The sequence below is a fragment of the Aquimarina sp. EL_43 genome (assembly GCF_943422735.1).
In the GTDB taxonomy this organism is placed as follows: Bacteria; Bacteroidota; Bacteroidia; order Flavobacteriales; family Flavobacteriaceae; genus Aquimarina; species Aquimarina megaterium.
In genome coordinates this window covers 3,646,766-3,660,986 of sequence record NZ_CALSBR010000001.1, presented here as the reverse complement: position 1 = coordinate 3,660,986, position 14,221 = coordinate 3,646,766, and the positions used below count along the sequence as shown (strand labels likewise).

The 14,221-nt window shown below is 31.6% G+C and carries 18 protein-coding genes; 13 read left to right on the top strand and 5 right to left on the bottom strand.

Annotated features, from left to right (window positions below):
- The first annotated feature begins 81 nt into the window (after positions 1 to 81).
- The 6 genes from NNL09_RS15720 (at position 82) to NNL09_RS15695 (ending at position 3,829) form a co-directional block, all read left to right on the top strand.
- Positions 82 to 837: a LytTR family DNA-binding domain-containing protein gene (locus NNL09_RS15720; protein ID WP_025664683.1), complete on the top strand. Its 756-nt coding sequence runs from the start codon at positions 82 to 84 to the stop codon at positions 835 to 837.
- Positions 838 to 973: 136 nt separating this feature from the next.
- Entirely contained in the window at positions 974 to 2,596 is a 1,623-nt protein-coding gene (locus NNL09_RS15715; protein WP_196909806.1) for a helix-turn-helix domain-containing protein, read from the top strand.
- A gap of 139 nt (positions 2,597 to 2,735) precedes the next feature.
- A complete protein-coding gene (locus NNL09_RS15710; RefSeq protein ID WP_160170072.1) occupies positions 2,736 to 2,897 on the top strand; it encodes a hypothetical protein in 162 nt (53 codons plus the stop codon).
- Positions 2,898 to 3,103: 206 nt separating this feature from the next.
- Positions 3,104 to 3,256, top strand: a complete 153-nt coding sequence (locus NNL09_RS15705) for a hypothetical protein (protein WP_160170071.1) — start codon at positions 3,104 to 3,106, stop codon at positions 3,254 to 3,256.
- Positions 3,257 to 3,320: 64 nt separating this feature from the next.
- A complete protein-coding gene (locus tag NNL09_RS15700; RefSeq protein ID WP_025664681.1) occupies positions 3,321 to 3,521 on the top strand; it encodes a hypothetical protein in 201 nt (66 codons plus the stop codon).
- Positions 3,522 to 3,646: 125 nt separating this feature from the next.
- Positions 3,647 to 3,829, top strand: a complete 183-nt coding sequence (locus tag NNL09_RS15695) for a hypothetical protein (RefSeq protein WP_160112188.1) — start codon at positions 3,647 to 3,649, stop codon at positions 3,827 to 3,829.
- A gap of 98 nt (positions 3,830 to 3,927) precedes the next feature.
- On the opposite strand, the gene NNL09_RS15690 is transcribed toward NNL09_RS15695, so the two are convergent.
- Together NNL09_RS15690 and NNL09_RS15685 are read right to left on the bottom strand one after the other, a co-directional pair.
- A complete protein-coding gene (locus tag NNL09_RS15690; RefSeq protein WP_025664679.1) occupies positions 3,928 to 4,731 on the bottom strand; it encodes a 1-acyl-sn-glycerol-3-phosphate acyltransferase in 804 nt (267 codons plus the stop codon).
- A 42-nt stretch (positions 4,732 to 4,773) separates the two neighbouring features.
- Positions 4,774 to 5,418 carry a CoA pyrophosphatase gene (locus NNL09_RS15685; protein ID WP_196909805.1) on the bottom strand — a complete coding sequence of 215 codons (645 nt, stop codon included), beginning with the start codon at positions 5,416 to 5,418 and terminating at the stop codon, positions 4,774 to 4,776.
- Here NNL09_RS15685 and NNL09_RS15680 point away from each other — a divergent pair.
- A complete protein-coding gene (locus NNL09_RS15680) occupies positions 5,412 to 6,170 on the top strand; it encodes a peptidylprolyl isomerase (RefSeq protein ID WP_025664678.1) in 759 nt (252 codons plus the stop codon). The two genes, NNL09_RS15685 and NNL09_RS15680, sit on opposite strands and share 7 nt — an antisense overlap.
- 145 nt (positions 6,171 to 6,315) lie before the next feature.
- Here NNL09_RS15680 and NNL09_RS15675 read toward each other — a convergent pair whose 3' ends face one another.
- The 3 genes from NNL09_RS15675 to NNL09_RS15665 form a co-directional block, all read right to left on the bottom strand.
- A complete protein-coding gene (locus NNL09_RS15675) occupies positions 6,316 to 6,477 on the bottom strand; it encodes a hypothetical protein (RefSeq protein ID WP_158237238.1) in 162 nt (53 codons plus the stop codon).
- A 243-nt stretch (positions 6,478 to 6,720) separates the two neighbouring features.
- Positions 6,721 to 6,912 (bottom strand): hypothetical protein, encoded by a 192-nt coding sequence (locus NNL09_RS15670; protein ID WP_025664677.1) that lies wholly within the window; start codon positions 6,910 to 6,912, stop codon positions 6,721 to 6,723.
- A 333-nt stretch (positions 6,913 to 7,245) separates the two neighbouring features.
- Entirely contained in the window at positions 7,246 to 7,962 is a 717-nt protein-coding gene (locus NNL09_RS15665; RefSeq protein WP_025664676.1) for an RDD family protein, read from the bottom strand.
- 36 nt (positions 7,963 to 7,998) lie between these two features.
- Here NNL09_RS15665 and NNL09_RS15660 point away from each other — a divergent pair, with 36 nt between their 5' ends.
- From NNL09_RS15660 to NNL09_RS15635, 6 genes are read left to right on the top strand one after another with little or no spacing between them, the layout of a single operon-like run.
- A complete protein-coding gene (locus NNL09_RS15660; RefSeq protein ID WP_035095604.1) occupies positions 7,999 to 8,961 on the top strand; it encodes a stage II sporulation protein M in 963 nt (320 codons plus the stop codon).
- Positions 8,954 to 9,826, top strand: coding sequence for a hypothetical protein (locus NNL09_RS15655; RefSeq protein ID WP_196909804.1), 873 nt, complete (start codon positions 8,954 to 8,956; stop codon positions 9,824 to 9,826). The genes NNL09_RS15660 and NNL09_RS15655 overlap by 8 nt, the downstream gene beginning before the upstream one ends.
- 1 nt (position 9,827) lies before the next feature.
- Positions 9,828 to 10,577, top strand: coding sequence for a DUF4129 domain-containing protein (locus NNL09_RS15650; protein ID WP_196909803.1), 750 nt, complete (start codon positions 9,828 to 9,830; stop codon positions 10,575 to 10,577).
- 4 nt (positions 10,578 to 10,581) lie between these two features.
- A complete protein-coding gene (locus NNL09_RS15645; protein WP_196909802.1) occupies positions 10,582 to 11,793 on the top strand; it encodes a DUF4350 domain-containing protein in 1,212 nt (403 codons plus the stop codon).
- 30 nt (positions 11,794 to 11,823) lie between these two features.
- Positions 11,824 to 12,864: a MoxR family ATPase gene (locus tag NNL09_RS15640; RefSeq protein ID WP_196909801.1), complete on the top strand. Its 1,041-nt coding sequence runs from the start codon at positions 11,824 to 11,826 to the stop codon at positions 12,862 to 12,864.
- A 5-nt stretch (positions 12,865 to 12,869) separates the two neighbouring features.
- Positions 12,870 to 14,201: a DUF58 domain-containing protein gene (locus NNL09_RS15635; RefSeq protein ID WP_025664671.1), complete on the top strand. Its 1,332-nt coding sequence runs from the start codon at positions 12,870 to 12,872 to the stop codon at positions 14,199 to 14,201.
- Positions 14,202 to 14,221 lie beyond the last annotated feature (20 nt).

Here is a 14,221-nt window from a genome sequence, read left to right as displayed (position 1 = left end):
ATCTAAGTGTAAAATCAGAAGTGACATACACTAAGGATGAATTCTTTACCTCTTTAAAACTTTAAAACTAACTATAAAAGAATGAACATTATAATTATTGAAGATGAAAAACCTGCAGCCAGACGTCTTAACAGAATGCTTGGTGAGTTAAATATAAAAGTGCATACTATGTTACATTCTGTACAAGAATCTATAGAATGGTTTAGTACAAACGAACATCCAGATTTGATTTTTCTGGATATTCAACTTAGTGATGGGTTATCTTTTGAAATATTTGATGCAATTACCATAAAAAGTTCCATCATATTTACGACTGCTTATGATGAATATGCGCTCAAAGCTTTTAAATTAAATAGTATCGATTACCTGTTAAAACCAATAGATGACGAAGAATTAGAAGTTGCTGTACAAAAATACAAAGAGCAATTACCAAAAAAACAACAGCTTCAGGTAGATTTTGAAGATATTAAAAAGCTGCTCATAAATCCTATGGATCGCACGTATAAAAAGCGATTTACAACCAAGGTTGGACAGCATTTAAAAATATTTTCGGTAGAAGATATCGAATGTTTTTATTCTGAAAACAAAGGAACATATCTGCATACAACAGATAATAGAAATTATCTGATCGATACCACTCTAGAATCTCTTGAAGATGAACTAAATCCACAGCAGTTTTTTAGAGCAAGCAGAAAGTTTTACATCAATATAAATGCGATACAAGATATTATATCGTATACCAATTCGAGATTACAAATCAAACTTAATCATTTTAACGAACAAGAAATTATCGTAGCTAGAGAACGGGTAAAAGATTTTAAATTGTGGTTAGAATGATAGAGACCAAGAGTAATATTTTCTCTTGGTTTAACTATTTGTCTGTCACCAAATTTAACCATTTATGAGTATGTGATGTAAATATTCTGGAAAAATAAAAGTATTACTTACATTTGATAGCACACATTCTTTCATAATGACAACCCACTATAAACCTTTATTAGGTAAATACCTTATTTTACCCTCATTTATTCTTGTATTCAACCCCTTTTGTATTTCTGCTCAAGAAAATGATAGTCAAGATGCTATAGCATATATTAAACAAGCTGGGTTACTTTACGACAACGAAGATTATGAAAAAAGCATGTTTTATTATGACAAGGCCGAACAAATAGCTAAAAAATCACACCACGACTCTTTATTATCTATTATATATGCTAGAAAAGGTCATATACATCTTAGAGATGGAAAAAACAAAGATGCACTTGATGCCTATTCAAAAGCATTAGATATTACAGAATTAACAGGGCATAAAGAAATTGAAATTAAGGCGAATTCGGGGCTCATTGTTATTCTCAAAAGAATGAACAGATTAGACAAAGCTCTAAAAACTGCACGTCGCTCACTTAAATTAATTCCGAATACTAATCTTTATAAAAAAGGGGCTCATGCTAGTATTTTGATTCTTACTAGCGAGGTATATTTAGATAAAGAACAATATGATTCTACATTATATTATATAGAAAAAGGACTAGATATAAGCAAAGAGCTAGGATATAAAGAGGCCATTTTGGACTTATACATAAAAAAAGGAATGGTATATTATTACCAAAAAAAATATGATACATCTTTAGATTTTTTATTTAAAGCAAAAAATATTCTATCCCAACAAGAGATTAACAACAAAACTTATCCTGTAATCAATACTAATTATTTCATTGCAAGTTGCTATTATCAGCAAAAATTTTATGATAAAGCAATTAATGTATTAACGAATAGTATAAACAACTTTTCAGAAAATGATTCTTTAAAACCTCCAGCGATTAGATCTCATTTACTTCTAGCTCATTGTTACAATGAAAAAAAAGAACACAAAAAAGCAAATCTGTGGAGTAACAAATATGTTAAGCTAAATGAATCTTATCAAAAAGATAAGGATCAAACAGTAGATATTATTCACGAAAAAGAAACGAATAGGCTTCAAAAAGAAATAGTAACTCTTAAAGCAAGCCAAACCAAAGATAAGCAAGCAAAAAACCTAATATTCTGGATCCTTTTAATCACATTAACGACACTAGCTTGTATTGTTTTTATGTATATCAAAAAACAACGATCCAATAAAACTTTGTTTAATAAATTAATGAAAGAAATTAACGATTTAGAATTTATTAAACAAACTACGATCAACAAGAAAGAATCGTCTAAAGAAATCATTATTGGCGATCAGAAAATCAACGAGATCATTAAAGGTCTAGAAAAATTAGAAATTCAAGAATACTTTTTAAAATCTGAATGTAATTTACGGTCCATGGCAAAAAAGTTAAAAACCAATGCCACATATTTATCTAAAATAATAAACATTCACAAAGAAAAAAACTTTACGGATTACATCAATGATCTTAGAATTGAATATGTTCTAAAAAGATTAAAGGATGATAAAAAATTCAGGTCATTTTCTATTCAATCCATTGCTTCAGAAATTGGATATAAAAGCAGTTACTCTCTGGTGAAACATTTTAAAGCAAAAACAGGCATCAATCCGTCCTATTATATTAAGAGTTTAGATAAGCAACATTTAGACTCAAAAATTAGTATATAACTCATGGCTATTTTAAACAATTTAGCCATAAGTAATTATTATAAGCTCCTAAAATAAAATATATTTCTAATGAAATACATTTTTCTAGATTCTTATATACTTAAGAAAAAAGCTTATCAATAACTAAATCACCTTAAAAATGAAAAAAGACGTAACACGAAAAATTAATCTCAAAAAGTTAACAATAGCAAGGATCAACTTAGGTTCTATGAAAAAAATAGAAGGAGGATCCAGTGTTTTAACAAGTGATATTGCAGAAGTAAACGGAAGGATAATCGATTATTGTTATAACGAAAAATAAATATTACTTTTCAAAATATGTATTACCCTGCTAATATGCAGGGTTTTTTTATGGCTATTTTGTTTAAAATGGCCATACTTCATTTTTAATCTCCCTAATTGCTACATACTTTAGTTTCAGAATCAAAATTATCCACAGCGATCAATTTTGATAAAGGGGCAGCCGAAAACCTTATCTAACAGAGTAGGTAATTAAAACTTATCATCATGATTAATAACATTTTAGATTTAAAAGGAGCAACTCAATTGAGCAAAAACGAACAACAAACAATCAAAGCTGGTACATACTATGGCGATCAATGTCTTAGCCTTTGTGGCGGTCATTGTTCTTTTGGACGTTGTTTTGAGCAGTTAGATTAAATATTACTTTTCCTAAGACCAATCCTTAGGTTTTTTATTGTATTTCTAATTTAAAACACTAAAAATGATTCTTAAAATTTTAAAAGTAAAAGGAGTTACGATACTTAAAAAACAGCATCAGAAATCGATTCATGGTGGTACTTATGGATGTCAAAATGTAGCAAGAAAATGTACAGAGGATAATGATTGCTGTTCAGGAAGTTGTGGAGTAGAAAAAATTATAAACGGAAACGTAGTTACACTTTCTATATGTTCATTTACCTAAACACCTGGTTCTATTTTTGGAACAACATGTAAAGATTAAAAAACAAGAAGTTATCAGGATAATAGACAGAAAACTGCAACTGTCTTAAAATGTTTGCTACTATAAAACAACTAATTTTTAACAAAATGAAAAAAATAATGCAATTAAAAGGAGCTCAAGTTTTAAATAAAAAAGAGCAAAAATCTATTAATGGAGGTAACACAGGTATGCGTTGTTATAATCATGCTGATTGTAATGTTTTAAATTCGATACCTGGTTTTGAGCACGAAGAATTCTTTTGTTTTTGGGGAATGTGCCAAATAGCCTAGTAGATTTTTTCATGCAAATTGAACTAACAAAAAGTCAAAAGGTCGAATGATCTCTTGGCTTTTTTTGAGAGAGGGAGCGTAATAAACTACTAAAAAGATTAGTATTCCCACTGTCTTTTCTTATTAAGTTCTTCCTCGGCTTCTAATTCTTCCTTCGGAATTACTTTAAGAAAAGATGGATGTTGTTCTATAGCAAACTCTAATTTACTTACGATATCATCGATAGAATCATTTTCATAATCAATATCCAGTGGTTTTTTTATCACCATAGATTGTAATATTCCTCGTTTTTTAATACGAATACCTTTTTTATCAAAAGATCTTCTAAAACCGTCTATTACAATAGGAATTACTATGGGTTTATATTTTCGAATAATATGAGCCGTTCCTTTACGAATAGGCTTAAAAGGTTTTGTAGTTCCCTGCGGAAATGTAATCACCCACCCATCATCTAATGCTCTAGAAATATTAGTAATATCACTCATTTTTACCTGGCGATTCACATCTTTCCCTTTCTCTCTCCAGGTACGCTCTACGGTTATAGCTCCGGCATACGCAAGAATTCTTGCTAATAATCCGGCTCTCATCGTTTCTTTTGCAGCCACATAATATAAATTAAGCTTGGGTTGCCATAAATACCCTACATTCTTAATAGAGTCTGTACGACCACTTAGACTTGCATTAAAAACATGAAACATTGCTACTACATCAGCAAAATAAGTTTGATGATTAGAAACAAATAACACATTATTATCAGGAAGGTTTTTAAAAATTTCGCTTCCTTCAATTTGTAATTCATTAAAACCTCTATAACGACTATGCGTTAACCCACCCATAATACGGATAAGCCATTTTTTTAAAAATAATATATGTCCAAATGGATTTCTTTTAAATAATCCCATATGTAGAAAACCGGTTGTATTAGGAATGCCAAATATACAAAATCATAATGCTATTGACGTCTTTAAAAGCATTTTAAGCTCACTTAACATCATTGCAGTTGCCCCCCAGACTACGTAACCGTTTAGTTCAAAGGAAGGTACCTCTATATTCTTTGCATAAGAAGTAGTTAATTTTTTAAAAACAACATTATCTTCATTAAGAAGTTCTGTTAACGGAACCTCGATAACTTTTGCAACTTCTTCTTTCTGGCGGATAAAATTGGGTCTTCTGTCAGAAAACCCTAAAAACGGATGTACCCAAAAATTAGAAGGAGGGATATATACTTTGGTTAGGGATTTAATAATAGTAACAGTATTAGGCTGTACTCCCACCTCTTCATGAGTTTCTCGTAGTGCTGTCTCTGTATAGTTTACATCATACATCTCTACTTTTCCTCCCGGCAATGCAATCTGCCCCGAATGTACTCCTTCGTATTCGGGTCGTAAAATCAGTACAAGATGAGTTATGGTATTCTTTGGGTAAAAAAACATCATCACTGCTGCATTTCTAGGGCTTCTCTCTTCAATTTTAAGATGATTCAATGCTTTCATACGAGCTTCTGGAGCCATAATAAAATGGGAAGATTCTCCCGGTACTGACATTTTTTCTATTTTTGGGATTAAATTCTTAAATGTTTCAAATGTCATTTACCAAATCAATTTTATGCTTTTGCGTATCTATTTTCATATTCTCTAGTTGTGAAGATACACATTCTAAGAAAAATAAACAGGATGTAAAAACAAATACAGATTCAATTTCTGTAAATGACAAAAAGGGAAAAGAAGATACCACAGCAGCGCAGAATGAAAAAAAATCGGATAACGAAAATAAAGATACTGAAGAAGAGCCATTTAGACTCACTAATGATAATTTAGAGGAATTCCTGACTAATTATGGTAAAGAAAATCCAGAAACATTAGTTAATATAAAAACTATACACGGTGATATTCATATCAAATTATACAAAAAGACACCTATACACAGAGCAAATTTTATTTACCTGGTAAAACAGAAATATTTTGATGAAACTTTTTTCTATCGTGTCGCCAAAGGTTTTGTGATCCAGGGAGGTAATAGTGATCGCCAACAAATGGCAAACAAACGCCATGAAATTGGAGACTATACCATTCCGCAGGAACCTGTAAAAGGTTTAAGACACACCAGAGGAACTGTTGCTTTATCCAAACAATGGGTAGATAATCCATCAAATCGCTCCACTCCATTCGAATTCTTTATTGTAATTGCTAAAAATGGAGCTTTTCATCTAGATGGAGAGCATACGATTTTTGGAAAAGTTGTAAAAGGAATGGATGTGGCCGATAAGATTTCTAACGTTCCTACAGACGGTAGCGAATGGCCAAAAGAAAATATTTTTATAAAAGCAGAAGTGATTAAGTAAACTACCTCAGGGTAAGCCCATGAGGCATTGGATTGAAAAATGATTTAGATTTCGAGGCAAGCCTCGGAGCATTTAAATCTCGATTATCGAGTAAAATCCCAAACAAGAAAAAGAAAAAAGCGGACCTAAGTCCGCTTTTAAAAATTTAGCACGGTGCAGCAATGGTTTCGCATTGACATGTATTGTGTGTTCCCACAGCCCACTTTACACGTTCTTTATACGGCCCCATAGGATGCGCCAACCCACCTTTTACCTGTGCAATAGTCTTTTTGTTTAATTCTAATTTTTTAAAATTCATTTTTTTCATGTTATAAAAGTTTTATGATTTATACCATCATATCAACAAGAAAAAAAATTGTTACCCTAAAAAAGAAACTATTTTGATAAAAACTGAAGAGAAGGAATAAAACAAAGGAGAAATTGGTTTTGCAGTATCTAGCTAGACCTAAGTTTATTCCTGTTTATTAAAAAAGAAAAAGCCCTTTGAAAGGGCTTTTTAAAGTAAGTTTTAAATACTTCTTTTATGATGATTACCGTTGGTATTATCATCTTAGAAAGCAGGACCACAACCACTGTAATTCAGACACTTTTCAAATTTATTATCATTTGTCGGGTGTTGTTCATCACATGCAGCAAATACTACACTACAATCTGTTCCTCTCATTTTTCCTCCTGATACACGTTTTAGGTTACTTCTGGTTAATGATTTAACGCCATTAATTTTTAAAATAGATTTTAACATGATTATTGTTTTAAGAATTAATTTGTTGGTTGTTTTTTAAAGTCGCTTACAACTTTTACGACTATTTTCGCGAAAATATTTTACAACATCATAACATGTTGTGTGTTATAAAGATACGGTAACAGTATACTGTATTGAAAGGTGTGGTACTAAGCATTTATAAATCTTAACTTATCAATTTATAAATCTTAACTTCTATTTTTATTACATCCTTATGGGTAATTCAAGACAAAAAAAGGTACTTAGAAAAAGAAAGCATTTTTATGAAAGCTGAAGGGATAAACAACTAGCTCAATATGCTCTAAGAGTTTCATTAATTAGGCTATCTAAAAATTACAACTTCTGTGTATAATAATTATAATCGGCAATTACGCGATCTACGAATTGTAATGGTTTTTCTTGTGGAGTAACATCCATCAAAGCACTTACTTTTTTAGAAAGTTCGAGAATGATATTATGATCTGCATCTCGTCTTGCCTCTGTATAAATAGTTTTTATTTTACGCATCTCTGCATCACTAAAAACAGTAACCTGGGGATACATGGCCACATAGTCTTCTGGGATATCGACTAATATGGTTTGGTTAAATCGTACACGTTGCCGCTCACTAATCACAGTAGTACCTGCTGCCATATCTCCCAGGCGTTGTCCTTTACCATTTAATAAAATAGAGACAACGGCAACACCACCAAATGCCAAAGTAATATCTAATAAACGAAGTAACCATCGCACCAGGTAATTCGAAAAAGCAGGTCTTGCCCCATCCATACGGGCCACTTTTATTTTCATCGTTGCTTTACCGGGAGTTTTACCATCCCAAAATGTTTCCCACAATATAAAATATAAGAACGGAGGTAAACTTAAAATTAACCAAAAAGCCCATTCATCTCCATAATCAAGGCTTAATGCTCCAATCATAAATATAGCAATGATAAAATATGTTATGATAATCAAAAGATCAATAAGATACGCTAGAATACGCTCTCCAATTCCGGCAGCATTTTGCTGTATACTAACATTTTGAGCAGTTTCTATTTGAAAATTATCCATTAATTATGTTTCTTTGAGCCTCTTAATCTTCGATACATGCGTGAGGCGGCTTTTGTGAGGCAAAATAAAGATAAATGGTTAAAATTTGAAAGTGTTCTGGTTAATAATGCTCAAATAACTCCAGATGAGCTTTCTAATTTATATATAGAGATAACTGATCACCTTAGTTATGCTCAGACATTTTATCCTAATAGTCAAACTCTTAATTATTTAAATGGTTTAGCATCTAGTGCTCACCAAAAAATCTATAAAACAAAAAAAGAGAAAAAAAACCGATTGTATTCTTTTTGGGTTAAAGAATTCCCTTTAGAATTCTATCAATATCAAAAACACTTACTCATTGCATTTCTAATTTCTGTTTTATTTACGGCTATAGGAGCATATTCTTCTGCCACAGATGGGGCTTTTGTAAGATCGATCTTAGGTGATGCTTATGTAAATATGACCTTAGAGAATATTGCTAACGAAGATCCCATGGCAGTATACAAACAAATGGGAGAAACTAATATGTTTTTGGGGATAACCCTTAACAATATCAAAGTAGCACTTAATTGCTTTATTCTAGGAGTACTATTCGGGATAGGAACTATATATATGCTGATGCAAAATTTTATAATGCTAGGTTCTTTTCAGTATTTTTTCTACGAGAAAGGATTGCTTTGGGAAAGTGCCCGCACAATATGGATTCATGGTACGATTGAAATTTCTGTGATTATTATTGCAGGATGTGCAGGTCTGGTTGTAGGAAACTCTATTTTATTTCCAAAAACGTATACTCGACTTACTTCTTTTGTTAAAGGAATTAAAGCAGGGTTAAAAATTGTGATTAGCACAGTTCCCTTTTTTATATTAGCAGGGTTTTTAGAAGGCTTTGTCACCAGACATACAGAAATGCCCGATTGGCTGGCTATTTTAATCATATCTGGGTCGTTAGCCCTAATCTTGTTTTATTATGTAATTTACCCCAGACAACTTTATAACAGACTAAAAAATGAATAATAACTACATAGAATTTAAGAAAAAAAGAGAATTAGGAGATATCCTAACAGATACTTTTGCTTTTATACGACAAAATGGTAAATCATTGCTATCTGTTTTGTTAAAAACTTCGGGAATCTCATTTATATTGCTTTTACTTGCTTCTGCTTATTACACGCACTCTTCTGCCAATCTTTTTGATCCGGTGAGTATTAGAAATGGTGGGATGTATAATTCGGGAACCCTTATTATTGCTCTTTTTGCAATGTTGGCAACGTTACTCGTGTTTTATGCATTACTTTTTGGTACCGTTTTACACTATATTAAAAATTATATAGACAACAAAGGTAATGTCGATCTTGAAGTTATATTACATGGAGTAAAAAAAGATTTTGGAAATATTATCGGATTAGGAATTCTTTCGGGATTGATTACCTTTTTTGGTTTTATGCTTTGTGCTATTCCTGGTATTTATTTATATGTCCCTATGAGCTTGGTTTTTTCAATTCTGGTATTTCGGGGTACTAGTATTTCTGATGCGATCAATGATAGTTTCCTTCTCGTAAAAAACGAATGGTGGATTACCTTTGCCACACTTTTTATTATTGCTATCCTTATAGGAGTAATAGGCTTTGTATTTTCTATTCCAGCATTAATCTATACCTTTACGAAAACATTTACTGCTGCTTCAGAAGGATCTTTGGCTGATCCATCTACTATGTTTGATTGGGTTTTCATCGCCTTAAACACCTTATCATCAGCAGCTCAATATATATTATATATTATCACCGCAATTTCTACTGCATTTATATATTATAATTTGAATGAAAGAAAACACGCTACAGGCGCATTAGAACAAATTGATTCTTTAGGTAAATCAGAATAAATTGAAAATTCTTTACTACGTCTTATTTTTTCTACCACTCTTTTTATCAGCAAGAGTTCAGGATAGTACTGCAATATCTAATCCCCAGGAGTTAGTTTATGATCTCGACTCTCAGCAAAAAGCACCACAGTTTGATCATCAAAAAATAGAGGAGTTTAAAACACAAGATGATTTTGATTATACCGAATATCAAGAACCTGATAATTGGTGGACGCAGTTTAAGAACTGGGTGACTCAACTCTGGAATCGATTTATCTCGTGGTTATTTGGTACAGAAAAAGTAACCGGATTCTGGGCTATAGTTTTTAGACTACTCCCCTATCTTTTGATTATAGGTGTATTATTTTTATTAGGTTGGTTGTTTATGAAAGTGAATCCATCGGATATGCTTCTTGAAAAACAACTTGCCCCACAGATAGAACTAACAGAAGATGAAGATATTATTCAAAATCAAGATATTCAACAATTGATTGATCAGGCTTTGCAGCATAAAAATTATAGATTGGCAATTCGATATTATTATCTATTTGTACTAAAAAAGTTATCCGATGTAGAATTAATTCAATGGGAAGCTCAAAAAACTAATACCGATTATATCAAGGAGTTAGCAGACGACTCGGTACAACATCAATTTAAATCCATCACCAAATTATATGATTTTATCTGGTACGGTAGCTTTGAGGTTAATGAAAAATTATACCTGAAAGCTGAAAAAGAGTTTACTTCTATAACCCATCTTATCCAACGTTAATGTGATGACCAAAAGTTCTAAAATATTAATCATCATCATTATAGCAGCTATTGGTATACTCACCTATATTGAAGCTAGTGAACCCGAACCTGTAAACTGGTATCCCAGTTATGCAAAGACAGATAAAATTCCTTTGGGCTCCTTTGTATCTTATAATTTAATAAAGGAATCTTTTGATACCCAAGGATTACAAGATATAAACCAACCTCCTTACGAGTTTCTTAACGATAATGATTCTATATCCGGAACTTACTTTTTTATTAATGGATCGATCAACTTTGATAAAAATGAGCTAAATACCCTATTAAAATGGGTTGAAAACGGGAACACATTATTTGTATCGGCAAAAACTATAGAAAATCGATTATTAGATACTCTTAATATTGAGACAGATAATCTTATATCTATAGATAACATATCTACTAAACCTCTTATTGAATTGGTTAATAAAGAGCTTAAAACGCAGTTACCTTTTTTGTATGATCAAGATATTTACAATCCATATTTTAATGAATTAGATACGATAAATGCCACTATTTTAGGAGTTACACAATTATATAATGATACATTAAAGGTCAAAGACCCAAAAGTAAACTATATACAACAATCTTTTGGTAAAGGGAAAATTCTATTACATACTTTTCCCGAGGCCTTTGGGAATTATTTTATGCTAACAGACAAGAATTATCAATATACTCAAAACCTTTTGGCATATATAAATCCCAATCAAAAAATACTATGGGATAATTATTATAAATCAGGAAAAACATTTTATACCTCTCCACTTTTCTTGCTTTTAAATAATCGCTACCTCAAATGGGCATACTACTTTGTGCTTATTGGAGTAGTACTTTTTGTAATTTTTGAAGGAAAACGAAAACAACGTAGTATTCCGATTATAGAACCTTTAAAAAATCAGACTTTATCTTTTACAAAGACGATTAGCGGAATGTATTTTGAAAAAGGGAAGCATAAAGAAATTGCTACGAAGCAAAATCTCCTATTTTTGGATTATGTACGTAACGTGCTTAGAATTCCGACAAATGAACTCAATGAAAAAACAATAATCGATATTGCTGCCAGAAGTAATAATAGCATAGAGGATACCAAAATATTATTTAAATATTTTGATGAACTAAATAAAAAAGTAAAAATCGAAAAAGAAGATTTATTAAAGCTTTATGAGTTAATAAGCATATTCAAAAGCCGATCTTAAAAAACGATATATCATTTAAACGAATCATAAATGGAAAACGAAGAAATTAAAAATAACACAAACCCGGAGCAAGCTCCTGAGGCAGCCTCTCAAGAGCAAAACCTAAGTTTTCAGAACAGGATAGATCTTAGTGAACTACAACAATCTGTAGAAAAACTAAAGGCAGAATTGGCAAAGGTAATTGTGGGACAGCAGGATTTTATCGAGTTATTAATTGTATCCCTGTTATCTAATGGTCATGTTTTAATCGAAGGAGTGCCTGGAATTGCAAAAACGGTAACTGCCAAATTATTTGCAAAAACACTAAAGACTGATTTTAATCGAATTCAATTCACTCCAGATCTTATGCCAAGTGATGTATTAGGAACTTCTGTACTTAATATGAAAACAAGTGACTTTGAATTTAAAAAAGGGCCTATTTTTTCTAATATGGTTCTTATTGATGAAATTAATCGTGCTCCCGCCAAAACTCAGGCAGCTTTGTTTGAAGTAATGGAAGAAAGACAAGTAACTATAGATGGTATTCGATACCCTATGGATCCTCCTTTTATGGTATTAGCAACCCAAAATCCCGTAGAACAAGAAGGAACTTATGCCTTACCAGAAGCACAATTAGATCGGTTTTTATTTAAAATAAAGGTAGATTACCCTACTTTTGAAGATGAAGTAAATATCTTAAAAACCCATCATGAGAGAAAAACAGCAAAACCTTTAGAGATGGTTGATCCGGTAATTACTCCAAAGCAATTACTAGAATTTAAAGCAAAAACACAAGATGTAATCATCGAAGAGAAAATCCTGGGATATATTGCCGAGATTGTCACCAAAACCAGAACTCATCCACATTTATATTTAGGAGGTTCTCCAAGGGCATCAATTGCTGTTATGAATGCCTCAAAAGCTTTTGCTGCAATTAACGGGAGAGATTTTGTTACCCCAGAGGATATAAAAAAATCTCTTTTCCCTGTGTTACGTCATCGTTTGATTTTATCACCAGAACGTGAAATGGAAGGAATGACAACAGAAAATGTTATAGAAATGATCCTGCAATCTGTAGAAATACCACGCTAGTTTTGATCCAATTTTTAAAATCACTATATCTAAGCTCCAGAGTATTTTATATACTCACGCTAATATCAGTATTGTTTTTATTATCATACTGGTTTACTCCAATATATCCAATTGTCTGGTTATTGGTATGGGGATTAATAATTGTTTTTCTGTTTGATATTGTGGCTTTATATAATACTAGAAATGGAATTCATGCCAATAGGATTTTACCAAATAAGTTTTCTAATAGTGATTTTAATGCTGTTCCTGTACGAATAAAAAGTAATTATAAATTTTCGACCTATGTAGAGGTTATCGATGAGATCCCTGTGCAATTTCAAAAACGTGATTTCCTTAAAAAAGGAAGCATCTCTCCTAAGTCAATTTTAGATTTCGAATACTCATTACGCCCTGTAAAACGAGGAGAATATATCTTCGGAAATTTATATGTATATGCCATGACCAGAATAGGCCTTGCAAAACGTCGTTATAGTTTTGATAAAGCTGCAATGGTAAAAGTATATCCTTCTTTTATCCAGATGAAAAAGTATGATTTTTTGGCTATTGATAATAAGTTGACTCAAATAGGACTTAAAAAAATACGACGTATTGGACATACAATGGAGTTTGAGCAAATCAAAGAATATGTAATCGGTGATGATGTTCGTACCATTAACTGGAAAGCTTCGGCAAAACACGGTAACTTAATGATTAATCAATTTCAGGATGAAAAATCTCAACCTATATATTCTATAATCGATGCCAGTCGTGTTATGAAAATGCCTTTTAAAGAATTAAGTCTCCTGGATTATGCAGTTAATAGTACACTGGCTTTTTCTAATATTGCCTTAAAAAAACATGATAAAGTTGGGATGTTATCTTTTTCTAATACAGTAAATGATTTTTTGCCGTCTAGCGGAAAAAAAACATACATCAATACGATTTCTGAAACCCTTTATAATGTTAAGACCCAATTTCTTGATTCTGATTATGGATTGCTATATACTCATGTTAAACGACAAATAAATCACAGAAGTTTACTTTTGTTATATACTAATTTTGAACATCTATCCTCTTTAAAAAGGCAACTTCCGTATTTGCGGGCATTAGCAAAAAAACATGTATTGGTAGTGATTTTCTTTCAGAATACAGAGCTTGATCATCTTATTGAACAAAATGCCGAGGATCTACAAACCATTTATGATCAAACTATTGCACAACAATTTGCATATGACAAAAAAGTAATGGTAAAAGAATTACAAAAACATGGGATACAAACGGTATTAACTACCCCAGAAAACCTTACCGTTAATACTATTAATAAATACCTTGAGATCAAAGCCAGGGGGTTATTATAATTTTAGAAACCTACCTTCTC